Below are 20,824 nucleotides of genomic sequence, written 5' to 3'. Positions count from 1 at the left end.
GCTGGTGCCGTCGAGCGACGTGCGGCCGGGAGGCGTGCGGTCGGGAGGCGTGCGGTCGGGGCGGCGGGAAGGGTCGGGGACCGCCCGTAGAATCACCGGGTGAACGACCCCGTATCCCTCTCCCCGGCCGGTGCGCTCCGGGACGTGCTGGACGGGCTGCCGCCGCGGCAGGCCGCGCGGGCCGTGGAGCGGCTCATCGCCACCTACCGGGGGGCCACCCCGACGGACGCCCCGATCCTGCGTGACCGCGCCGACGTCGCCGCGTACGCCGCGTACCGCATGCCCGCCACCTTCGAGGCCGTACGCGCCGCGCTCGCCGCCTTCGCGGACACCGTGCCGGAGTGGACCCCGGCCAGCCATGTCGACGTCGGCGGCGGGACCGGCGCGGCGACCTGGGCGGTCGGCGCGACCTGGCCCGGCAGGCGCCCGGTGACGGTGCTGGACTGGGCCGAGCCCGCGCTCTCCCTGGGCCGCGAACTGGCCGCCGGGCACCCGACGCTGGACGGGGTCCGCTGGCAGCGGGCCCGGGTCGGCGCCGCCCTCGCCCTCGACCCGGCCGACCTGGTCACCGTCTCGTACGTCCTCAACGAACTGTCGGCCCCCGACCGCACCGCGCTCGTGGACGCGGCGGCCTCCGCCGGGCAGACGGTCGTCCTCGTCGAACCGGGCACCCCGGACGGCTACGCCCGGATCATCGAGGCCCGCGACCGTCTCGTCGCCGCCGGGTTCCGGATCGCCGCGCCCTGCCCGCACAGCGCCGCCTGCCCGATCGTGCCCGGCACGGACTGGTGCCACTTCTCGGCGCGGGTGGCGCGTTCCTCGCTGCACCGGCAGGTCAAGGGGGGCTCGCTGCCGTACGAGGACGAGAAGTTCGGCTACGTCGCCGCCACCCGCCTCCCGGCCGCCCCGGCGCCCTCCCGCGTCGTACGGCGTCCGCAGATCCGCAAGGGGCAGGTGCTGCTCGACCTGTGCGAGGCCGACGGGCGGCTGGCGCGCACGACGGTGACGAAGCGGCACGGGGACCTGTACAAGGCGGCGCGGGACGCCGACTGGGGCGACGCCTGGCCGCCGTGACCCGGCACCGCGATGAGTGAAGCATCAACCTGCACAAGCGGATTTAGTGATTCCGCCCCATACGCGCCGGTCGGAGACCTATGCTCATGGTCACCTCCACAAGAGCTTCACAGATGGAGGGCGGAGCTTCCGCAGTCCGCAGCGCAGACCGCACCGATGGGGGGACGGCAGCCGTTCCAGGAGCCGGGTGGGGGTGGACCTCGCGCAGGACCGCGAGGTACGCACCGGCTCCTGGAACGGCTGCCGCACACTCACCGCCGACGGCGGGCGCGGTACGGCGTCGTCACGCCTGCCCGGTCTCGAAGCGCGAGATGTGCCCGTCGTCGTCGACCGTGAAGGTCCACCGGGTCCGCATCTCGCCCCAGGTGTCGTTGCTGTAGCGGGCCACCAGCGCCCGCCCTCCGGCCGACTCGTTGTCGACCTCCAGGTGGCCGTGCGAGGAGAAGATCTCCCGGTCGACCCAGTCCGCGAGGTCGCGGTCGGAGCCGTCGTCGGCCATGGTCGCGTCCGCCGTGAGGAGGTTCATGAACGCCTCCCGGTCATGGGCGTTGACGGCGGAGACGAAGGCCCGCACGGCCGGGTCGGACAGTTTCGCGGTCTGGATCGTCATGGGCGCCAGCCTCACACCGCGCCGCACACCCCGCCACCGGAGCCCCGCCGCCCCGTCGCCCGGCTCCGCCACCCGAACGGCGTCCGGGCGGGGCGGGGCCGGGGCGGTGGTGCCACGGTGGACGGGCAGGGGGTTCCGTCCGCACCGGGAGTCACCGTGACCAGTTCCGCCGCCGTCGCCGCCACGGCCGCCACCGCCGTCTCCGCCGCCCCCGACCGACGCGACGTGGGTCTGCTGCTGTTGCGGCTGGGCGCGGGCGGGGCGCTGGCCGCCCACGGCGCGCAGAAGCTGTTCGGCTGGTTCGGCGGGCACGGCCTCGCGGGCACCGGAGAGTTCATGGAGTCCGTCGGCTACGCCCCGGGCCGCGCGAGCGCCGCCGCAGCGGGCCTGGCCGAGGCGGGCGGCGGCACGCTGCTGGCGCTGGGCCTGGCGACGCCCGCGGCGGGCGCGGCGGCGGCCGGGGCGATGGCGGGCGCCTCCGCCGTGCACACGCCGAACGGCTTCTTCGCGCAGAGCGGCGGCTACGAGTACGCCGCCACCCTCGGCCTGACCGCGGCGGGCCTCGCGATCGCGGGCCCCGGCCGCCTCTCCCTGGACCAGGCCCTGGGCCACACCGCCGACCGGAGCTGGATGGTCCCGGCCGCCCTGGGCGCCACGGCGACCGCCGCGGCCCTGGTCGTCGGCCTGCGCAACCGGCGCCTGCGACGGCGCGAGGAGGCGGAACGGGGCGAGCAGGGGACGCTGTTCGAGGAGTGAGGGGCTTTGTGAGGCGCCCGGGGGCGGGTCAGTCGGGGGCGTCGGCGGGCTGTACGGCGCCGGGCTGCCGGTCCGCCCGGAAGGCCTCCGGCGCCTTCGCGGAGGGAGGCTCCGCCGTCGCGGAGGGGGGCTCCGCCTTCGCGGACGTGGCCTCCGCGGGCGCCGCCCGCCGCTCCCGGAGCCGTACGACTGCCATCACGGCGAGGGTGGCCGCCAGGGAGGCGAGGCCGCCAGTGTAGAGGCCGCTGCGGGCGCCGAGGCGGGCGGAGAGCCAGCCGACGAGGAGCCCGCCGAGCGGGGTGGTCCCCTGCATGACGAGGGTGTAGACGGCGAGGACGCGCCCCCGGTAGCGGGGGTCGCTGCCGAGCTGGATGCGGTGGTTGGCGGCCTGCGCGAAGTAGATGGTGGCGAAGCCGGTGGCGGTGAGCAGGACGGCCGCGACGGCGAACGTGGGCGCCCAGCCGGTGGCGGTCTCCAGCGCGCAGAACGCGAGGGCGGCCCCGGTGACGGTCCGGGCCGACGGCCGCCCGCGCCGGGCCGTACCGGCGAGACCGCCGAGGAGGGACCCGGCGGCGAACGCCGTGGTGAGGAGGCCGAAGGAGGCGGCGTCGGCGTGGAAGACGGTCTTGGCGAGCAGCGGCAGGGTGAGGTGGAAGTTCATCCCGAAGAGGCCGACGAAGAGGACGAGGGCCATCGGGGCGACCAGGTCGGGGCGGGCGGCGAGGTGGCGCAGCCCGTCGGTGAGGCGGGCGGTGGCGTCGCGCGGGGCGCGGGTCAGTTCGGCGGTGCGCATCATGCACAGTCCGGCGACGACGGCCGGGTAGCTGGCCGCGTTGAGGGCCATGACGGTGCCGGTGCCGGAGGCGGCGATGAGGGCACCGGCGGCGGCCGGGCCGAGGACGCGGGCGAGGTTGAAGTAGACGGCGCTCAGGGAGGAGGCGTTGGGGAGGAGGTCGGGGCCGACCATCTCGCTGACGAACGACATGCGGGTGGGGACCTCGACGGCGTTGACGGTGCCGAGGCAGAGCGCGAAGGCGAAGACGTGCCAGAGCTTGAGGGCGCCGCCGAGGTCGAGGAGGGCGAGGACGAGGGCGCAGCCGCCGGAGACGGAGTTGCAGAGGATGAGCAGGCGCCGCTTGTCGTGGCGGTCGGCGAGGCGGCCGCCGTACAGGGTGAGGAGGAGGACGGGGGTGAACTGGGCGGCGGTGACGGCGCCGAGGGCGGTCGCGGAGTCGTCGGTGAGGGAGAGGACGAGCCAGTCCTGGGCGACGACCATCATCCAGGTGCCGGAGACGGAGAGGACCTGGCCGATCGCGAAGAGCCGGAAGTTGCGGACGGCCAGCGACCGGAAGGTGTGCCGGAGCCGCGCGCGCACGGTCAGTCGGCCAGGGCGGGGGCGGGTCCGGCGAGGTGCACGGCCGCGGTGGTCACCGTGGGCGCGGCGGTCTCGGCCGTCCCGGCGGGCTCAGTGGGGGTGGGTCGGGCGGCGAGGCAGTCCTCCAGGAAGGCGAGGGCGCGCAGGTGGTAGGCGCGGGCGACGCGGCCGAGGCTGAGGTTGTGCCCGGCGGCGGACTGCCGCTCCACGGTGAGGCGCGGGGTGCCGGTGAAGCGGGCGGCGAGGTCGGCGAGGGTGGCGTCGTCGTGCCGCCACCAGGCCTCGTGCTCGGCGAAGGTGAGCCGTACGGGCACGTGGACGCGGGGCGCGACGGCGCCGAACTCCTCCGGCCAGCGGGCGAACTCGGCGCTCTCGTCCGGGGGCACGGGCTCCACCATGTGCTGGAGCGTCAGGAAGGTGCCCGGCGGGTAGAGCCGCAGCGGGCCCCAGCTGCGGCGCAGCCGGACCCGGTCGTCGACGCCGCGGGACAGCTCCGTGGGGTCGAGGGCGTAGACGTGGCCGCAGCCGGACACCTCGACGCCGAGGAGGCCGGGCAGGCCGGGTTCGGCGGCGGCCCGGAGGGCGACCTTGCCGCCGTAGGAGTGGGCGAGGAGGAACACGCCGCGGCCGGTGTCGTGGCGGGCGGCGAAGTCCGCGACGGCGGCGCGCAGCCGCAGCACCTGCTCGTCGAGGCCGACGCCGTCGGGGAGGAGGGCGCGGGAGTCGCCGTAGCCGGGCCGGTCGACGGCGAGGACGGTGAGGCCGAGGCGGGCGCCGAGGGTGAGCAGCGACTGGTCGGGGTGGGCGCGGCCGTCGAAGTACGCGCCGTTCATGCCCCCGCCGTGCACGGCGACGACGAGCGCGCGGGGCGCGGCACCGCCCGCGGGTTCGGCGAGCAGCGCGGACAGCGGCACCCCGTCGGCGTCCAGACTGATCCGCCGCACCCCCGGCGAGGGTTCGTGCACGGTGACGGTCATGCCCACCTCTCCTGCCGCACCCCGACGCCCGATCCCCGGCGCCGGACCAACTCCCTTGCTCCGGCAGGCATCTGACCCCCCGAAGCCACATGACCACCCCACCCTCCCATCCCCCACCGCACCACCGCACGGCCCCACGCCGGTGAGATGGCCCACGGCGCGCGCGCCGCCGGGTCAGGAGCCCGCCCGGTACGCCTCCAGGAGCTGCCGTCCCGCGGCCGTGAAGGGGTGATCGGGGCCGAGGCCGCGTTCGCGCCGCGCGACGACGTCCGTCATCTGCGCGATCGCCTCGTCGACGTGGCCGAGCGCGTTCCGGGTCCGGGAGAGCATCTGCCGGGCCGCGAGCACGATCGGGTACTCCGGCCCGAAGCGGCGCAGATAGCCTTCGGTGACCTGCCGTATCTCGCGGTCGGCCTCGTCGTAGCGGCCCAGGAGGTACAGGGCCCAGGCGTGGTTGTGTCCGGCGCCCAGGGTCACGGTGTGCTCGGGGCCGAGGAGCCGGTCGCACTCGGAGGGGAGCCACAGCAGCGCGCCGTCCTCCTCGGTGACGACCTCGGTCGCGGGCAGCATCTCCAGCAGTCCGGCGCGAGCGCGCAGGGTCAGCGGATGCGCGGGGCCGAGGACCGAGCGCCGACCGGCGACGGTGGTCCGTAACAGGGGCACCGACTCGTCGCGTCGTCCGGTGTTCCCCAGCACGAGCTGAAGGCCGTACGAGGTGTCGAGGGTGTCCGGGTCGTCCGCTCCGAACAGGTCCGCCTGGCGGGCCCTGACCTGGCGTAACAGCGGCTCCGCCTCCGCGTACCTGCCCAGCCGGAACAGGGCGCGTCCGGCTCGGGACCGGGCGGCCAGGACGGTGCGGTCGTCCGCGCCGAGCAGCCGCTGCGCGAGGTCCGCGGCGGTGCGGGACGTCTCCCAGGCCGAGAGGTAGTCGCCGGTGCGGTGCAGGGCGACGGACAGCCGCGTCGCCGTGGCCGTCGCCGCGGCGGCCGACGCCGTTCCGACGCGTCTGAGCAGGGCGAGGGCGTGCGGTACGAGGAGGCGCAGCCGCGGCTCGTGGGGGCCCGCGTCGGGCACGGCGGGCACGGCCGCGTCGAGCAGCCGGACGGCCGTCGCGTCGAGTGCGGGCAGCAGGGCGGCGGGGGTCGCCGCGGCGACGCTGTCGAGGAGGACGCCATGGCTCTGCACGCAGCGTGTGCCGACGACGTCGACCAGTTCCGACAGCGACTGGTCGAGCAGGGCCCGCAGCGCCGTCTCGGCGCGGGCCCGGGGAAGGACACCGCTGACGGCCTCGTGGTTGAGCAGGGCCGGCGGGAGGGGTTCGGCGGCGAACCGGGCCAGCAGTCTGAGCAGGGCGACCGCCTCGGGCAGTCCGCGCGCCTCGAACGTGTCGAGGGTCAACTGCCAGGTCAGGCCGACCAGATGCCGTGGGTCGGCGTGGGAGAGCGCGTCGGCTCCCCGGTCGATGAGCTGGACGCGTTCGTCTCCGTCGTCGCCGTCCAGATGGCGTCCGTAGACGTCCATCGTCCAGGGGTCGAGGACCTGGTGGGAGAGGAAGCCTCCGGCCAGGGTGAGGGCGAGCGGCAGCCGGCCGAGCCGGTCGGCGATCCGCGCCGCTTCCTCCGACGTCCCGCTGTCGGGGGCGAGGTCGCGCAGGACGAGCGCGGCGTCCTCGCGCGGCAGGACGCCGATGTGCTGGAGCTCCGCCCCCGGCCACCAGCGTGCCGCGGCCCGACGGGTGGTCACCACGACGATGCCGCGCGGGCTGCTGCGGAGCCAGCTGCCGTCCCGGAGGATCTCCGGCTCGTCGGCGTTGTCGAGGACGAGGAGCCAGGGTTCGGCGGACCGGTCGAGGTAGCGCCAGACGAGGTCGGCGGCCGGGCGCAGGCCGGTGCGGGCGGCGAGCAGTTCGCCGTCCTCGGCGCCGCGGTCGGCGGCCACGGCGAGCATGCCGCCGCGCAGGCCCGCCCGGTCGGCGACGTTGACCCACAGGGCCGCCCGGCCCTGCTCGGCGGCGACTTCCTGGAAGAGGGCGCACGCCACGGCCGTCTTCCCCGAACCGCCCATGCCGTACAGGACGTAGACCTCGCCGCCGCGTCCGGCCGCGACGCTCGCCCGCAGCCGGTCCATCACCTCGTGGCGGTCGCGCAGCACGACGGGGGGCCGCCCCACGGCCGGTCGGCGCACCGAGTCCGGGCCGCCGGCCCCGGCACCGTCCCCGGCGGCGTAGTGGTGGTGTTCGTTGATGTGCTGGTCGCCGGACGCCTGGAAGATCCGTCCCTGGTCCTCGGCGTGGCCGTCCATGCCGCCCGTCATCGTTCGGTGATGTGCTGGTCTCGTCCGGCCTGGTAGATCCGGGCCCGGCCGGACCCGGTGGCGTGCTGGGTGACCCCGCGGGACGCGGAGCCGTCGGGATCGAGTTCGTCCAGCAGTCCGCGCAGGTCCTGGGCGGCGGCGGGGCCGGCGGCGATGAGACGCCGTACGAAGCCCTGCCACTGGAGGCGCAGTTCGTCGAGGGTCTCCTGGTCGTGTGCCGCGACGGCGGCCAGCACGTCCTCGCGCCCCGTGTCCAACTCGGCGGCCACGATGTCGGCCCGTTCGGGTTGTCTCCGCCGCCAGAGCTGGGCGAATCCGTCGCGCGTGCGCTGCCAGGCGTCTGCTGCCATCAAGGTGACCAGGGCGGTTCCTGCGCTCTGTGCGAGGGCGGCCACTTCCGGGTCCACAACCATCACTCCGTTCACTCGTTTTACCGACAGCGCAACGGGAGAAACGTGCCTGCCAGGATTCGGCACGGCGTTCTTCGTAATCAACATCATTCCACCCCGGAGCAACATGAGACAAGGAGGGGTCAATCCCCGCCATTGCCCTTCCGGTCGGGGTGAAACGCATGGTTGGACGGAGGTGTCGCACGCTACAGTTCGGCCAGGTGACGGATCGAGGGGGCGACGTGAATGGCCAGGCCTTGGGAAGCGGACCCGGACGCGCATTTCAAGCAACGTCTGGGGAAATCACCACAGGAACTCGGAATCACTTCCGGAACCCCCGACTGTCCTGACATCTGGGAACTCACCAACGGGGACTTCGCCGTCATCGGCCGTGATCTCACGCAGTCGCTCGGCGGGACCCTGCCCGACGGTGTCTCGGTCGGGCCGGACGAACGTGTCGTGGTCATCCCGAGGACCATGCTCATCGCGGCGAAGCCGGACATCCCGCATGTTTGACTCCTTCCCCGACGGCGTCTCGGAGCGCCTGGACCGCCCCGCCTACCACAAGGACCTCGGCCGGTCGTACGTCCGCGGCGTCGGCTTCCTGAACAAGCTGGAGCGCGGACAGCACTTCGAGGAGCACGGCTTCGCGAGCTGGGAGGCGTTCGCGGCGGGCGACTGGGAGGCGGCCCTGTCCCTGGCCGACGAGGGCCGCGAGAACTACGCCGCGGAACTACGCCGGGCCACGGAGCTGGGAATTCCGCACCGCCGTCTCCGCGTGGTGGAATTCCCGATCACTCCCTACGTGCAGTGGGAGTTGCACGTCCTCCGCGTCCGCGTCGATCTGGGCGACGCCATCAGGATTCTCGACGCCCGCGACATCGCGGACATCGAGCAGATGCACCCGGTTCCCGAAGTGGTGGTCCTGGGGGAATCCGTGATGTACGAGGTCGTCTACGAGAACGGGAAAGCGGCCGGAGCGAACCGCTACACCGACCGGTCCCTGATCCGCGAGACGAACACCGGATTCGACGCGCTGTACGAACGGGGCGAGGAATTCCGCGCCTTCTTCGAACGGGAGATCGCCCCGCTCCCCGCGCCTCAGATGTCCAGGGCGTCGGCGGGGGCGTCCGCGTCGCGCCTTTTGATGTAGGGGGTGGCGAAGGGGCCTTGGGTCACCTCGGCTTCGCCGTGCGCGGCGGGGTTCGACGGATTCGCCAGCTCCAGCCCGGAGAGGTGCGTCTTGAGTCTCCGGGCCATCGGAAGGAAGGTCGCGAGGGTGAGTCCACCGGAGAGCACGGCTCCGACGATGGGGATGGCTTTCGAGACACCTTTCGCGAAGGACTGCTTCGTCATCTGGACGCCTAGGTAGGCGGCGACCTTCTTCACGATCGGGTAGATGACACCCTTGGTGAGTGCCTTCTGCGGAAGCTTCTTGGCGGCCTGCTTCGACATCATCCCGGCGACTTTTCCCACGGCGGCGTTGGCCGACTGGGTCCCGAACATAACGCCGAAGAACAGCGTGAGGACCCCCATGGTCGCGTCATCGACGTCGTCGCCCTCGTCGGAGAACAGGTCGGGCCAGCTGTAGAGGTACGCGAGTTTCTGTGCGATCCGCACCATGTGGCCGAAGTACTGGGCCATGTCGGCGGGCACGGTGGCGGGAAGAGCGAGGATGCCGGGTATCCCGGCAGCGGCGGAGAGAGCGCTGACCTTGCCGGTCTCGTACCGGATGGAGTCGTTGGCCACCTTGTCGAGAATCCCGGCGGGAATGCCCGCTGCCGCGGGGCTCTCCAGCACCGCTGTGCGGATGTCGTCCTCGGAGCAGTGGCGGGCCAGCGCACTGCGGAGGTACGCCTCCCTGTCGATCCGCACGCCGGGGAGCTTCGCTGCCGCCAGCAGCACCGCTCCGAAGCGCGACTCGGCGCCCTCGATCTCTTTACCCTGCTTCATGGCAGGAACGTACAGGAGCCGGGCACGCCAACGGCCCTGCTTCGTCAGCTCTGTTGGGGCCCGGAAGGAAAAAGCCGGCAGACGAGCCCGGCTGTACGCCGGATTTTGTGCCTCGGGGCCTCGCGGCTGCCGAGGTGACGGCCATCCATCTAGGGCCGGCGTTGCCGCCGGCCTCGTGCGGTCTACCCGCGGACTCGGGCGGGCCGCCCTCGATCGTCCGCGCAGGAGCGCCGGGGCGCTCCCTCTTGACCTTGCTCCGGGTGGGGTTTACCTAGCCGCCTGAGTCACCTCAGGCGCTGGTGGTCTCTTACACCACCGTTTCACCCTTACCGGGGGCCGGAGCCCCAGGCGGTCTGTTCTCTGTGGCACTGTCCCGCGGGTCACCCCGGGTGGCCGTTAGCCACCACCCTGCCCTGTGGAGTCCGGACGTTCCTCGGGAAGCCCCGGTGGGGGGATTCACGCGGCCGTCCGCCTGGCTCGTCTGCCGTGGGGACCATGGTAGCGGGCCGGAGGGGACCTCTTCGACCGCCGGGGTCGCCTTGACCTTGCCGCGGCGTCAGGCTTTCTACTGGTCGCATGCGGATCGGAGAACTCGCCGAGGCCGTCGGCGTCACGACGCGGGCCGTGCGGCACTACCACCATCTGGGGCTGCTGCCCGAGCCGGACCGGCGGGCCAACGGCTACCGCGACTACACCCTGCGGCACGCCGTGGCGCTGGCCCGTATCCGGCGTCTGACCGAGCTGGGGCTCGGGCTCGCCGAGGTGCGGGACGTCCTCGCCGACGACGCCGGGAAGGACCTGGTCGAGGTGCTGACCGAGCTGGACGAGGACCTCGCCCGGCAGGAGGCGGCCCTGCGGGAGCGCCGGGCGCGGCTGCGGACCCTGCTGGACGCCGAGGTGATGCCCGCGGAGGGGCCGGTCTCCGCCGAGCTGGCCGCCCTCTTCGCCGGGATTCCGCCGACGGACTCCCCGGTCGCGGCGAAGGACCGCGAGATGCTCGCCCTGATGGACACGGCGGCCGGGCCCGCGGAGCGGCGCCGCATGCTGGACGCCCTCACCGGCATCCTCGCCGCGCCGGGCGGCGTCGCCCGCGCCCAGGAGCTGTACCGGCTGATGGACGACCTGGCGGACGCCGATCCCGCCGACCCGCGGGTGGAGGCGGCGGCGCGGGCGCTGGTGGACTGCGTACCGCCGGAGCTGCTGTCCGACGTGCCCGAGGGCGGGGGCGGGACGGTCCTCGATCCCGACGGCGGGATGCTGCGCGCGCTGTACGCCGACTTCCCGCCCGCGCAGGCCGCCGCCGTCCGCCGCGCCCTGGATCTCGTCAGCCGCCGGGGCGGCGGGCGGTGAGGCGGGTCGTCACCGGGATCGTCCGGCACGAGGCGCGGCTGCTCGCGGGGATCGGGCTGTGGGTGGCCGGGCGGACACATGGTCTGGGCGGGGGCGGGCGCGCGTTCGGGTACGCGCGGGGGCAGGGCGCGGTGCTCGCCGGGTTCGGGTTCGTGTGCGTCGTGGAGACAGTGGCGATGGCGGTGCTGCTGCGGTCCTGGCCGGTCGCGCACACGGTCGTGCTGGTGCTGGACGTCTACACGCTCGTCTTCGTCGTCGGGCTGTACGCCGCCTGGCAGGTCCGGCCGCACGTCCTCGACGCCGGGACGCTGCGGATACGCGGCGGCACGCACGTCGACCTGCGGGTGCCGCTGGCGCGGATCGCGGCCGTACGGCGGGAGACGCGGCACACGCACGAGCGGGCCGACGGGGAGCTGAACCTGCCGGTGGGCTCGCTCACCACGGTGACGCTGGTGCTGGCCGAGCCGGTCGTGTACGCGGGTCCGCTCGGCCGGGGGCGTCCGGTGGGCCTGGTGCGGCTGCACGCCGACGCGCCCGACGACCTCGTCCGGGAGGTGGCCGCCGCGCTCACGCGGGCGTGAAGCGGACCGTGGCCGTCGCCGGGTCGGCGCGGGTGAGGCGGACCGGGAGCCGCTCGCCCAGGGGCAGCGGGGCGGGGCCGCCCTCGACGCGGCCGATGACCGCCGGGGCCGCCAGTTGCACGGTGCCGACGGCGGGCCGCCGGTCGTCCACGTCGACCACGCAGCCGTCGAAGACCTCCCCGACCCGGCCGGCGAGCAGGGCCGCCTCGACGGTGTCGACGCAGGCCCGTTCGACGGCGCCCGCGCGGCGTCCGCCCTCGGCCATCTCGCGGGGCAGCGCGTCCAGCGCGGCGAGCGTCCATTCGGGTGGTTCCCGTCCGGCCGCGGCGGCGAGGCACAGTTCGGCGGCGTAGCGGTCGACGAGGCGGCGCAGGGGTGCCGTGCAGTGGGCGTACGGGGCGGCGACGGCCGCGTGGGTGGTGAGGTCGGGCAGGTCGCCGTCGCGGAAGACGGTGTATCCGGCGCCGCGCAGCAGGCTGGTGCACTCGCGGAGGAACGCCGCGTGCCGCGGGAGGGCCGGGTCGAGGGTGCGGATCAGCTGGGCGTACGGGGTATGGTGCGGCCAGTCGACGCCCAGGGCGTACGCGGTGCGGCGCAGGCGGCCGACGGCGCCGTCGGGGGCGGTGGGCAGGGTGCGCAGGACGCCGGTGCCGTGGGCGAGCATCAGGTCGGCGGCGGCCATGCCGGTGAGCAGGGAGAGCTGGGCGTTCCAGCCCTCGGCGGGCAGGGGCGCGCGGTAGACGGGCGCGTAGCCGCCGTCGCGGGCGACGATCTCCTGCTCGGGCACGGCGAGGGAGATGCCGCCGCGTTCGGTCTCCTGGCGGGCGCGCAGCTCACCGATGGTGCGCAGCAGGGCGACGGGTTCCTCGGCGGTGCCGTCGTCGAGGCTGCGCTGGACGCCCGCGTAGTCGAGCTTGGCGCGGCTGCGGACCAGGGCGCGGCGCACGTCGACGGCGGTCGTGCGGCCGTCGGCGTCGAGGTCGATCGTCCACAGGACGGCCGGGCGGGGCCCGTCGGGGAGCAGGCTGGCGGCGCCCTCGCTGAGCACGGGCGGGTGCAGGGGCGCCTTGCCGTCGGGGAGGTAGAGGGTGGTGACCCGCCGGTGGGCCTCCGCGTCGACCGGCCCGCCGGGGACGACGAAGGCGGCGGCGTCGGCGATGGCGTAGCGCACGCGGTAGCCGCCGGGCCGCCGGGACAGGTGCAGGGCCTGGTCGAGGTCGGTGGCGGCCGGCGGGTCGAGGGTGAGGAAGGGGATGTCGGTGGCGTCGTACGCGGGGAGGGCGGGGGCGCGGGCGGCGCGGTCCGCCTCGGCGAGCACGCCGGCCGGGAAGGCGCCGGGCACGTCGAGGTCGGCGCGCAGGGCGGCGAGCGCGGCCCGGAGGGGACCTCCGGGGGCGGCGCCGGTCACACGGAGCGGGCGGCGGGGCATGGGGCGAGCGTAGGACGGGTGGCGGGGCGGGGCATGGTCGGCGCGGGCGGGGCCGGGCGGGTCGCGGGGGGGGTAACGGCGTACGGGTGCGTGCGGGTGGTGGGAGGGCGCGGGCGGTGGGGGGCGGGTACGCCGTACGCTGGCGCGGGGCTCCGGGGTGCCGGGGGCCCGGTCGGTCCAAGTCGAGGAGAACCTCCCGTGCTCGTCCTGCTCCCCCCGTCCGAAGGAAAGGCGGCGTCCGGGCGCGGCGCGCCGCTGAAGCCGGAGTCGCTGTCGCTGCCGGGGCTCGCCGCCGCGCGGGCGGCCGTGCTGGACGAGCTGGTCGAGCTGTGCGCGGCGGACGAGGAGAAGGCCCGCGAGGTGCTGGGGCTGAGCGAGGGGCTGCGCGGCGAGGTCGCGAAGAACGTCGGGCTGCGGACGGCGGGCACCCGTCCGGCCGGGGAGATCTACACCGGCGTGCTGTACGACGCTCTGGGCCTGGCCGGCCTGGAGACGGCCGCGAAGCGGCGCGCGGCCCGGCAGCTGCTGGTGTTCTCGGGGCTGTGGGGCGCCGTCCGGGTGACGGACCGCATCCCGTCGTACCGCTGCTCGGCCGGGGTGCGGCTGCCGGGGCTGGGCGCGCTGGCCGGGCACTGGCGGGCGCCGATGGCGGCCGTGCTGCCGGAGGCGGCCGGGGACGGGCTGGTGCTGGACCTGCGGTCGGCGGCGTACGCGGCGCTGTGGAGGCCGAAGGGGGAGGTCGCCGCGCGAACGGCGACCGTGCGGGTGCTGCACGCGCCGACCCGGAAGGTCGTCAGCCACTTCAACAAGGCCACGAAGGGGCGGATCGTACGGTCGCTGCTGACGGCCGGGATCGCGCCGAAGGGCCCGGCCGAGCTGGTGGTGGCGCTGCGCGACCTCGGGTACGTGGTGGAGGCCGAGGCGCCGGGCGAGGGGCGGCCGGGGACGCCGTGGAGTCTGGACGTGTTGGTGGACGAGGTCCACTGAGGGGACCCGGTCCCCGACCCGAACGAGCCCGTTGCGTACTGCGCAACGGGCTTTGCGCGTTGCGCAGCGCTTGGTGAGGATGAGCGGCATGACCTCGTCGCCGCCCTCGCCGTCCCCGCAGCCCTCTCCGCCCCCTCCGCCCCCTCCGCCCGCTTCCGTGGGTGCCCCGGAGCCGTTCGGGGGTGCCGCGGGGTCCTCGGGGGTGCTGGATCTCGCGCCGGTGCTGCCGGTGGTGGTCGTGGCGGACGCCGCCGACGCGGTGCCGCTCGCGCGGGCGCTGGTCGCAGGCGGGCTGCCCGCGATCGAGGTGACGCTGCGGACGCCCGCCGCGCTGGACGCGGTCCGGGCGATCGCCGAGGGGGTGCCGGAGGCGGTGGTGGGGGCGGGGACCGTGCTCACGCCGGGGCAGGTGGCGGAGTGCCGGGCGGCCGGGGCGCGGTTCCTGGTGAGTCCGGGGTGGACGGACACGCTGCTCGCGGCGCTGCGCGGGTCGGGGCTGCCGTTCCTGCCGGGGGTGTCGACCGCGTCGGAGGTGGTGGCGCTGCTGGAGCGCGGGGTGCGGGAGATGAAGTTCTTCCCGGCGCGGGCGGCGGGCGGTATGGCCTATCTGCGGTCGCTGGCCGGGCCGTTGCCGCAGGCGCGGTTCTGCCCGACCGGCGGGATCGGCGCCGACGACGCGGCGGAGTACCTCGCCCTGCCCAACGTCGGCTGTGTCGGCGGCAGTTGGATGGTGCCCCCGGAGGCGGTGGCGGCACGGGACTGGGCGCGGGTGGAGGAACTGGCCCGCGCGGCGGCCCGGTTGGGGACACCGGGCGCCCGCGCCTGACCGGACGGGATCGCACGCCGGGGGCGGCGGTTCGCTAACCCCGCAGCGGCGAGGTGTCGTTGAGGAGGCGGACGCTGGCGTTGCCGTCGGCGTAGTAGGCCACCACCGACAGCGAGGCGGCCGAGAGTTCCATGCGGAACAGGGCCTCGGGCGGGGCGCCTAGGGCGAGCCGGACCAGGGTCTTGATGGGGGTGACGTGGGTGACGAGGAGGACCGTCCGGCCCGCGTACGCCTTCACCAGGCGGTCGCGGGCGGCGGCGACGCGGGTGGCGGTCGCCGCGAAGCTCTCGCCGCCGCCGGTCGGTTCGGCCTCCGGGTCGGCGAGCCAGGCCGTCATGTCGTCCGGGTGGCGCTCGCGGACCTCGGCGAAGGTGAGCCCCTCCCAGGCGCCGAAGTCGGTCTCGCGCAGGCCGTCGTCGACGGTGACGTCCAGGCCGAGGCGGGCCGCGACCGCGCCCGCGGTCTCACGGGTGCGGGCCAGCGGGGACGCCACGATGTGCTGGATCGTGCCGCGCCGGGCGAGCGCGGCGGCGACCCGCTCGGCCTGCTCCCGGCCCACGTCGGAGAGGGACGGGTCGGAACCGCCGCTGCCGGAGAACCGCTTCTGCGGGGTGAGCGGGGTCTCGCCGTGGCGCAGCAGGACGAACGTCGCGGGGGCGCCGAGGTCGGGGGCCGAGCCCCAGCCGACCGTGGGCTTCGCGGCGGGGGTGGCGGAGGTGACGGAAGGGGCCGCGGCGGGGGCTGCCGCGGTGGGCTCCGGTGCGGCGGAGGGGGTGGCCAGGGTGCGGGCGGCGTCCCGGTCCCGGTCCGGGTCCGGCGCGGCGGGGGTCGCCGGGGCGGCGGGGGCGGCCGGGTTCTGGGGGGCCGTACCGCCGTCAGGGCGGGGGCGGCTCAGGGCCGCGCGGGCCTTCGCCGCGCCCGCCGCCGCGTCGCCGGGCGGGCCGTCCGGCTCGGGGAGCGCCGGGCGGGCGGTGTCGAGGGCGGCCCGGGAGGCCTCCGGGTCCCACTGCTCGCCGCGCTTGCCCGCGTCCATCGCCTCGTTGGCGAGACGGTCGGCGTGCTTGTTGCGCTCGCGCGGAATCCACTCGTAGCTGACCTGGGCGGGCGGCAGCACCGCGGCGGCCTCGGCGGCCAGCGGCTTCATGTCGGGGTGCTTGATCTTCCATCGCCCCGACATCTGCTCGACGACCAGCTTGGAGTCCATCCGCACCCGTACCGTGGCGGCCCGGTCCAGGTCCCGTGCGGCGCGCAGGCCCGCCACCAACCCGCGGTACTCCGCGACGTTGTTGGTGGCGACCCCGATGAACTCGGCGCGCTCGGCGAGGGTTTCACCGGTCGCCGCGTCGATCACCACGCTGCCGTAGCCCGCGGGCCCCGGGTTGCCCCGCGAACCGCCGTCCGCCTCGACGATGAACTCCCGCACGTGGCACGCCCTTTCCGCCTGGTAGTCCTGATTCGCCTCGTCCCGCTGATCCGGCCCGTCCGTGTGGTCCGGCTCGTCCGCCTGGTTCCGGGCCGGTCTAGGGTCTGTCGTTTGGATCATGCCGGCTTCGGGCCCGGGTGCCTGGTGAGTGCCGGTGAGCGGGGTGTGGTGCGTGCAGCTGCAAGGCGGAGGAGGGCGTCGACGCGGAGCGTCGGCAACCGACGACAACGCCGCTGGGGGTGCCCCCTCTGGGGGAGGGCGTGCCACACCCCGCGGCCCAGGCGTGATCCAAACGACAGGCCCTAGAGGCCCGACTCGTTGGTGCGCACCAGGATGCGGCGGCAGTTCTCGCAGCGGACGACGGTGTCGGCCGGGGCCTTGCGGATCTCGTTGATGTCGGTGATCGACAGCTCCTGGCGGCAGCCCTGGCAGGTGCGCTGGTGGAGCTTGGCGGCGCCGATGCCGCCCTGCTGCTGGCGCAGCTTGTCGTAGAGCTTGAGCAGGTCGGCGGGGACGGACGCGGCGATCACCTCGCGCTCCTTGGTGACCGTGGCGGCCTCGCCGTCCAGCTCCTCGAAGGCACCGTCGCGGCGCGCGGTGGCGTCGTCGATGCGGCCCTGCACGGAGCCCACGCGCTCGGTCAGCTCCGCGACCCGCTCCTGCGCGGACTCGCGGCGCTCCATGACCTCCAGGACGACGTCCTCCAGGTCGCCCTGGCGCTTGGCGAGGGAGACGATCTCGCGCTGGAGGTTCTCCAGGTCCTTCGGGGAGGTGACCGCGCCCGAGTCGAGACGCTGCTGGTCGCGGGCGGCGCGCTGGCGGACCTGGTCGACGTCCTGCTCGGCCTTGGTCTGCTCGCGGGCGGTGTCGCTCTCCTCGGTCTGGGCGGCCACCAGCAGGTCGCGCAGCTGCGTGAGGTCCTTGGTCAGCGACTCGATCTCGGCGTGCTCGGGGAGCGACCTGCGCTTGTGCGCCAGCTGCTGGAGGCGGACGTCGAGGGCCTGGACGTCGAGAAGGCGGATCTGGTCGGCGGGCGCGGCGTTCAGTTGGGGGCTCCAGGTGAAGGGGAAGGACTGGTCCACGGGGTCCATGGGGTCCAGGGGTCGGTGACCGTCTTGGAGACGTGGACCCGCAGGTCCCACCCGTGGCGGTCGGAGATCTCGTCGAGCTGGGCGGCGGCCAGCTGGCACCAGGGCCACTCGGTCGCCCAGTGCGCCGCGTCGAGCAGCGCCAGCGGACGCCCGGTGTGTGCGCGGTCCGCGAGGAACTCGGAGGCCGGGTGGTGGCGCAGGTCGGCGGTGAGGAAGGCGTCGACGCCCGCCGCGCGGACGTTGTCGAAGAGGCTGTCGCCGGACCCGCCGCTCACCGCGACCGTGCGGACGGCCGCGTCCGGGTCTCCGGCGAGGCGGATGCCCTGCGCGGTCGCGGGCAGCCGCTGGGCGGCGCGGGCGGCCAGCTCGCGGACGGTCAGCGGGCGGTCCGGCTCGCAGATCCGGCCCAGGCCGCGGCGGCCCGCGGGGTCGCTCGGGTCCGGGACCAGCGGGCGCAGGACCCGCAGGTCCAGGGCGTCCGCGAGGGCGTCGCTGACGCCCGGGTCGGCGGTGTCGGCGTTGGTGTGCGCCACGTGCAGGGCGATGTCGTGCTTGATCAGGTCGTGCACGACGCGGCCCTTGAAGGTGGCCGCCGAGACGGTGGTGGTGCCGCGCAGGTAGAGGGGGTGGTGGGTGACCAGGAGGTCGGCGCCGAGGCGTACGGCCTCGTCCACGGTGTCCTGGACGGGGTCGACCGCGAAGAGGACGCGGGTGACGGGCTGGTCCGGGTCGCCCGTGACCGTGCCGACCGCGTCCCAGGACTCGGCCCGGTCGGGGGGCCACAGGGTGTCCAGGGCGGTGAGGACGTCAGCTAGGCGGGGCACGGGGAAAGGCTACCTGGCGGGGGTCGGGGGGTGTGACGGTGGCGGGGTGGGGGGTGGGGGGTGGGGGGTGGGGGTGCCTGTCTTGGGTTCGCCTGCGCCGCCCCTTCCCGTCCCGAACCTGGGGGCTGTGCCCCCAGACGGGCTGGAAGGTCCGGCATAAACCCGGGCATCTTGCAGAAGAACCGGTTCTTCGCCACTCGTAAGGGCGAAGACGGCGCTCGGTGGTGCTCCGGGCGCGCGTGCGAAAACTAGCTTTCTGCGCGGAGGTGAGCGACACCATGACGGCCTGCGTGATCACCGCGGACGGCGCCTACGCGGCCCGCCTCGCCCGGAGCGGCGACTCCTGGTTCCCGGAGCGCTGGACCCTGGACGGGCCGGAGCCGTACGCCGTACCGCTGCCCGTCCTCCAGCCGGAGGAGCCCGGCACGGAGGTGCAGCCGATGGGCGACGGGCGGGTCCTGATCCGGCGCGTGAGCCAGGGGCGGCACGCGTTCTCGCTGCTGTATCCGACCGGGCCGGGCACCGGCGAGCTTCCGCTCGGCGCGGTCGAGTGCCCCGACGAGGACACCGTCCTCACTTTGCTGCCGCCCGCCCCGTGCGGCGGCCGCGCGTACGCCCTCGCCGCCGGACCCCGCTCGACCGCCCTGTGGCTGGTCGCGGGCGGCGCCTTCGGGCCGGAGCAGGTCGCCGAGGTGCCGGGCCGCTGCTCGGGCGGGGTCTGGCTGGACCGCGCCGGACGCCTGCTGGCCCTCGACCGGGACCTCGACGGGCGGACCAAGGCGGTCGCCGTCGACCTGGAGCGCGGCGGCGAGGTCTCCCCGCTGCTCCAGATCGCCGCCGACAGCGACGACCGGCTCCTCCTCGCCGACCCGGACAGCGGGCTGATCCTGATCGGCTCCGACGCCCCCGATCCGGGCGGTCCGGCCCGCCTCGGCTGGGGGGTGCTGGGCAGCACCCTGCCGGTCCGGTTCCCGGAGTCGCTGCGCCTCGACGGCTGCGCGCTCACGCCGTTCGCCGTCCAGCCGGGGCAGGTCCTGCAACCGGAGAGCTGCGCGGTGGCGCTGCGGGTGGACGGGCCGTACGGCAGCTGGGTCGGCGTCTGGCGCGCAGCGGACCGGCAGATGCGGCAACTCGCCGCCCCGCCGGGCTGGTTGACGGGCAGCGGGCACTGGACCGAGGCAGGGCTGCTGCTCCTGCCGTACGCCACGGAGGCCGAACCCTGCGCGGTGGCGCGGGTCGGTGTGCCGGGGGTGACCCGGCCCGGTGCGGGAGTTCCGGAGGACGGGCCGCAGACCGCCGACGCGGACCGTGTTCCCGGCGCGGTCGGAGACACCGCCCTCGCGGTCGGAGACACCGCCCGCACGGTCGGAGGCGCCGACGACGACGCCGGTGACAGCCCCGGTCCGGAGCTGGAAGCGGAGGGCCCGGAGCCGGTCGCCGCGCGTCCGGTTCCGCTTCAACAGGCGCCCCTGGCACGGCTTGTAACGAACTAGTCGCGGTTGGCGCGGCCGCCTGGATTCGCCCCTCGGTCCGCTGGATAAAATCGTCCGGCTGCAAGAAGGATCATGTTGACGGGGTGAAGTCTTCCGATGAGCGACACAAGCACGATGCAGGCACAGCCGCAGGCGCCGAACCAGCCGCACACCGCCGAGTTCCCGGCGGACGCCGGACACGGCCGGCACCGTGGCGCGGTCTCGTCCCAGGAGGCCGGGTCCGCGCCGCTGGGGCGGCACCGCAAGCCGGCCGGGGAGCAGGCCGAAGCGGCTGCCTGACGGCAGTCAGGTACGGCAGGCAGGTCAGGAAGGGCCCGCCCGTCCTCGCGACGGGCGGGCCCTCCGCCGTCCCCGGCATGCTTCGGTCAGGTCGGTGGTGCTACGAGTGCCGTGCCCCCCGCCCCCGGCGCAGTCCCAGTACCTCCGCCGCCGCGAACGTCTCGTCCTGCGGGCGGTCCGCGTAGTGCGGGGTGAGGAGGGCGTCCAGTTCCGCGTAGGTGAAGGTGTCCTGTCCGCTGTCGAACTGGGCGGCCACGCGCGGCCGTTCCACGACGGCGACCATCCCCCCGTGCACGACGAGCAGTTGGCCGCTGATCCGGGCGGCGGCCGGGGAGGCGAGGTAGCCGACCAGCGGGGCGACGTGCTCGGGGGCGAGCGGGTCGAGACCCTCCGCGGGGCGGTGCGCGCCCGCGAAGACGTCCTCGGTCATCCGGGTCCGGGCGCGCGGGCAGATGACGTTCGCGGTGACGCCGTACTTGGCGAGGGCGAGGGCGGTGGAGGTGGTGAGGCCGACGATCCCGCCCTTGGCCGCCGCGTAGTTGGGCTGTCCGGCGGAGCCCGCGAGGAACGCCTCCGAGGAGGTGTTCACGATCCGCCCGTACACGGGTCCGCCGGTCGCCTTGGCCCGTTCGCGCCAGTGCGCGGCGGCGAAGCGGGTGGTGGCGAAGTGGCCCTTGAGGTGGACCCGGAGCACGGTGTCCCACTCGTCCTCGGTCATGGAGAAGACCATGCGGTCGCGCAGGATGCCCGCGTTGTTGACGAGGACGTCCAGCGCGCCGAACTCGGAGACCGCCAACGCGACGACCGCGCGGGCCTGTTCGAAGTCGGCCACGTCCCCGGTGTGGGCGAGCGCGGTGCCGCCCGCGGCGCGGATCTCGCGGACCACCTCCTCGGCGGGTCCGGCCGAGGCCGCGCCGGAGCCGTCCCGGCCGGGACGGCCGAGGTCGTTGACGACGACGGCCGCGCCCAGCCGGGCGAGTTCCAGAGCCTCGGCGCGGCCGAGTCCCCGCCCGGCCCCGGTGACGATCGCCGCCCGCCCCTTCAGCGGCCGCGTCTCCGGGAAGTCCACGGATGGGGCAACGGACATGACGGTG

21 protein-coding genes and 1 other RNA gene are annotated in these 20,824 nt (G+C 75.0%); 10 read left to right on the top strand and 12 right to left on the bottom strand.

Going from position 1 to position 20,824, the window contains the following annotated elements; genetic code table 11:
- The first annotated feature begins 99 nt into the window (after positions 1–99).
- Positions 100–1,074: a small ribosomal subunit Rsm22 family protein gene (locus ACIQPQ_RS03355; RefSeq protein ID WP_401299074.1), complete on the top strand. Its 975-nt coding sequence runs from the start codon at positions 100–102 to the stop codon at positions 1,072–1,074.
- A 283-nt stretch (positions 1,075–1,357) separates the two neighbouring features.
- On the opposite strand, the gene ACIQPQ_RS03350 is transcribed toward ACIQPQ_RS03355, so the two are convergent.
- The gene (locus tag ACIQPQ_RS03350) at positions 1,358–1,684 is read right to left on the bottom strand and encodes a nuclear transport factor 2 family protein (protein WP_401299071.1); all 327 of its coding nucleotides are present in this window, start codon (positions 1,682–1,684) and stop codon (positions 1,358–1,360) included.
- A gap of 156 nt (positions 1,685–1,840) precedes the next feature.
- Between ACIQPQ_RS03350 and ACIQPQ_RS03345 the strand changes: the two genes are divergently transcribed.
- Positions 1,841–2,440 carry a DoxX family protein gene (locus tag ACIQPQ_RS03345; RefSeq protein ID WP_401299068.1) on the top strand — a complete coding sequence of 200 codons (600 nt, stop codon included), beginning with the start codon at positions 1,841–1,843 and terminating at the stop codon, positions 2,438–2,440.
- Between the two features lie 28 nt (positions 2,441–2,468).
- Here the strand turns inward: ACIQPQ_RS03345 and ACIQPQ_RS03340 are convergent, their stop codons facing one another.
- The 4 genes from ACIQPQ_RS03340 to ACIQPQ_RS03325 form a co-directional block, all read right to left on the bottom strand.
- Positions 2,469–3,815, bottom strand: coding sequence for an MFS transporter (locus ACIQPQ_RS03340; RefSeq protein WP_401299066.1), 1,347 nt, complete (start codon positions 3,813–3,815; stop codon positions 2,469–2,471).
- A 2-nt stretch (positions 3,816–3,817) separates the two neighbouring features.
- Positions 3,818–4,792, bottom strand: a complete 975-nt coding sequence (locus tag ACIQPQ_RS03335; protein WP_401299063.1) for an alpha/beta hydrolase — start codon at positions 4,790–4,792, stop codon at positions 3,818–3,820.
- A 174-nt stretch (positions 4,793–4,966) separates the two neighbouring features.
- Positions 4,967–7,105, bottom strand: coding sequence for a tetratricopeptide repeat protein (locus tag ACIQPQ_RS03330; RefSeq protein ID WP_401299060.1), 2,139 nt, complete (start codon positions 7,103–7,105; stop codon positions 4,967–4,969).
- Positions 7,102–7,512: a hypothetical protein gene (locus tag ACIQPQ_RS03325; protein WP_401299057.1), complete on the bottom strand. Its 411-nt coding sequence runs from the start codon at positions 7,510–7,512 to the stop codon at positions 7,102–7,104. Before ACIQPQ_RS03325 ends, ACIQPQ_RS03330 begins: the two co-directional genes overlap by 4 nt.
- A gap of 228 nt (positions 7,513–7,740) precedes the next feature.
- Here ACIQPQ_RS03325 and ACIQPQ_RS03320 point away from each other — a divergent pair, with 228 nt between their 5' ends.
- Together ACIQPQ_RS03320 and ACIQPQ_RS03315 are read left to right on the top strand one after the other, a co-directional pair.
- Complete coding sequence (locus ACIQPQ_RS03320; protein WP_383771476.1) at positions 7,741–8,010, top strand: hypothetical protein; 270 nt, start codon at positions 7,741–7,743, stop codon at positions 8,008–8,010.
- A complete protein-coding gene (locus tag ACIQPQ_RS03315; RefSeq protein WP_401299054.1) occupies positions 8,003–8,647 on the top strand; it encodes a DUF6879 family protein in 645 nt (214 codons plus the stop codon). Before ACIQPQ_RS03320 ends, ACIQPQ_RS03315 begins: the two co-directional genes overlap by 8 nt.
- Here the strand turns inward: ACIQPQ_RS03315 and ACIQPQ_RS03310 are convergent.
- Both ACIQPQ_RS03310 and rnpB read right to left on the bottom strand, forming a co-directional pair.
- Positions 8,596–9,447 (bottom strand): hypothetical protein, encoded by an 852-nt coding sequence (locus ACIQPQ_RS03310; protein ID WP_401299051.1) that lies wholly within the window; start codon positions 9,445–9,447, stop codon positions 8,596–8,598. The two genes, ACIQPQ_RS03315 and ACIQPQ_RS03310, sit on opposite strands and share 52 nt — an antisense overlap.
- A gap of 78 nt (positions 9,448–9,525) precedes the next feature.
- Positions 9,526–9,927, bottom strand: an RNA gene (gene rnpB / locus ACIQPQ_RS03305) — RNase P RNA component class A.
- A gap of 96 nt (positions 9,928–10,023) precedes the next feature.
- Here rnpB and ACIQPQ_RS03300 point away from each other — a divergent pair.
- Both ACIQPQ_RS03300 and ACIQPQ_RS03295 read left to right on the top strand, forming a co-directional pair.
- Positions 10,024–10,797: a MerR family transcriptional regulator gene (locus ACIQPQ_RS03300; RefSeq protein WP_401299048.1), complete on the top strand. Its 774-nt coding sequence runs from the start codon at positions 10,024–10,026 to the stop codon at positions 10,795–10,797.
- Positions 10,794–11,378, top strand: coding sequence for a hypothetical protein (locus ACIQPQ_RS03295; RefSeq protein WP_401299045.1), 585 nt, complete (start codon positions 10,794–10,796; stop codon positions 11,376–11,378). The genes ACIQPQ_RS03300 and ACIQPQ_RS03295 overlap by 4 nt, the downstream gene beginning before the upstream one ends.
- Here ACIQPQ_RS03295 and ACIQPQ_RS03290 read toward each other — a convergent pair.
- A complete protein-coding gene (locus ACIQPQ_RS03290; RefSeq protein ID WP_401299042.1) occupies positions 11,365–12,807 on the bottom strand; it encodes an RNB domain-containing ribonuclease in 1,443 nt (480 codons plus the stop codon). The genes ACIQPQ_RS03295 and ACIQPQ_RS03290 overlap by 14 nt on opposite strands.
- 198 nt (positions 12,808–13,005) lie before the next feature.
- Between ACIQPQ_RS03290 and yaaA the strand changes: the two genes are divergently transcribed.
- The gene (gene yaaA, locus ACIQPQ_RS03285; protein ID WP_401299039.1) at positions 13,006–13,794 is read left to right on the top strand and encodes a peroxide stress protein YaaA; all 789 of its coding nucleotides are present in this window, start codon (positions 13,006–13,008) and stop codon (positions 13,792–13,794) included.
- Between the two features lie 88 nt (positions 13,795–13,882).
- Complete coding sequence (eda, locus tag ACIQPQ_RS03280; RefSeq protein ID WP_401299036.1) at positions 13,883–14,620, top strand: bifunctional 4-hydroxy-2-oxoglutarate aldolase/2-dehydro-3-deoxy-phosphogluconate aldolase; 738 nt, start codon at positions 13,883–13,885, stop codon at positions 14,618–14,620.
- Between the two features lie 34 nt (positions 14,621–14,654).
- Here eda and ACIQPQ_RS03275 read toward each other — a convergent pair whose 3' ends face one another.
- The 3 genes from ACIQPQ_RS03275 to ACIQPQ_RS03265 all read right to left on the bottom strand — a co-directional run bounded on the left by ACIQPQ_RS03275 (position 14,655) and on the right by ACIQPQ_RS03265 (position 17,958).
- Positions 14,655–16,043: a bifunctional RNase H/acid phosphatase gene (locus ACIQPQ_RS03275; RefSeq protein WP_401299033.1), complete on the bottom strand. Its 1,389-nt coding sequence runs from the start codon at positions 16,041–16,043 to the stop codon at positions 14,655–14,657.
- Between the two features lie 302 nt (positions 16,044–16,345).
- On the bottom strand, positions 16,346–17,089 hold the full coding sequence (locus ACIQPQ_RS03270; protein ID WP_401299626.1) for a zinc ribbon domain-containing protein: 744 nt from the start codon (positions 17,087–17,089) through the stop codon (positions 16,346–16,348).
- Positions 17,086–17,958, bottom strand: coding sequence for a Nif3-like dinuclear metal center hexameric protein (locus ACIQPQ_RS03265; RefSeq protein ID WP_401299030.1), 873 nt, complete (start codon positions 17,956–17,958; stop codon positions 17,086–17,088). Before ACIQPQ_RS03265 ends, ACIQPQ_RS03270 begins: the two co-directional genes overlap by 4 nt.
- A gap of 278 nt (positions 17,959–18,236) precedes the next feature.
- Between ACIQPQ_RS03265 and ACIQPQ_RS03260 the strand changes: the two genes are divergently transcribed.
- Positions 18,237–19,451 carry a hypothetical protein gene (locus tag ACIQPQ_RS03260; RefSeq protein WP_401299623.1) on the top strand — a complete coding sequence of 405 codons (1,215 nt, stop codon included), beginning with the start codon at positions 18,237–18,239 and terminating at the stop codon, positions 19,449–19,451.
- Between the two features lie 96 nt (positions 19,452–19,547).
- Positions 19,548–19,730 (top strand): hypothetical protein, encoded by a 183-nt coding sequence (locus ACIQPQ_RS03255; protein ID WP_401299028.1) that lies wholly within the window; start codon positions 19,548–19,550, stop codon positions 19,728–19,730.
- 100 nt (positions 19,731–19,830) lie between these two features.
- On the opposite strand, the gene ACIQPQ_RS03250 is transcribed toward ACIQPQ_RS03255, so the two are convergent.
- Positions 19,831–20,817, bottom strand: a complete 987-nt coding sequence (locus ACIQPQ_RS03250; protein ID WP_401299025.1) for a 3-oxoacyl-ACP reductase — start codon at positions 20,815–20,817, stop codon at positions 19,831–19,833.
- Between the last annotated feature and the right edge of the window lie 7 nt (positions 20,818–20,824).

It is taken from the genome of Streptomyces sp. NPDC091281, assembly GCF_044757425.1.
Classification (GTDB): domain Bacteria; phylum Actinomycetota; class Actinomycetes; order Streptomycetales; family Streptomycetaceae; genus Streptomyces.
Note: the sequence above shows the minus strand (reverse complement) of the source record. Positions and strands in the feature narration are given on the sequence as shown.

What these genes read in the sequence shown, in the direction of transcription:
- eda (WP_401299036.1), top strand. Translation starts at nt 13,883, where the DNA reads ATGACCTCGTCGCCGCCCTCGCCGTCCCCGCAGCCCTCTCCGCCCCCT.
- ACIQPQ_RS03330 (WP_401299060.1), bottom strand. Translation starts at nt 7,105, where the DNA reads ATGACGGGCGGCATGGACGGCCACGCCGAGGACCAGGGACGGATCTTC.
- ACIQPQ_RS03350 (WP_401299071.1), bottom strand. Translation starts at nt 1,684, where the DNA reads ATGACGATCCAGACCGCGAAACTGTCCGACCCGGCCGTGCGGGCCTTC.
- ACIQPQ_RS03300 (WP_401299048.1), top strand. Translation starts at nt 10,024, where the DNA reads ATGCGGATCGGAGAACTCGCCGAGGCCGTCGGCGTCACGACGCGGGCC.
- ACIQPQ_RS03255 (WP_401299028.1), top strand. Translation starts at nt 19,548, where the DNA reads ATGAGCGACACAAGCACGATGCAGGCACAGCCGCAGGCGCCGAACCAG.
- ACIQPQ_RS03335 (WP_401299063.1), bottom strand. Translation starts at nt 4,792, where the DNA reads ATGACCGTCACCGTGCACGAACCCTCGCCGGGGGTGCGGCGGATCAGT.
- ACIQPQ_RS03315 (WP_401299054.1), top strand. Translation starts at nt 8,003, where the DNA reads ATGTTTGACTCCTTCCCCGACGGCGTCTCGGAGCGCCTGGACCGCCCC.
- ACIQPQ_RS03250 (WP_401299025.1), bottom strand. Translation starts at nt 20,817, where the DNA reads ATGTCCGTTGCCCCATCCGTGGACTTCCCGGAGACGCGGCCGCTGAAG.
- ACIQPQ_RS03320 (WP_383771476.1), top strand. Translation starts at nt 7,741, where the DNA reads ATGGCCAGGCCTTGGGAAGCGGACCCGGACGCGCATTTCAAGCAACGT.
- ACIQPQ_RS03310 (WP_401299051.1), bottom strand. Translation starts at nt 9,447, where the DNA reads ATGAAGCAGGGTAAAGAGATCGAGGGCGCCGAGTCGCGCTTCGGAGCG.
- ACIQPQ_RS03260 (WP_401299623.1), top strand. Translation starts at nt 18,237, where the DNA reads ATGACGGCCTGCGTGATCACCGCGGACGGCGCCTACGCGGCCCGCCTC.
- ACIQPQ_RS03290 (WP_401299042.1), bottom strand. Translation starts at nt 12,807, where the DNA reads ATGCCCCGCCGCCCGCTCCGTGTGACCGGCGCCGCCCCCGGAGGTCCC.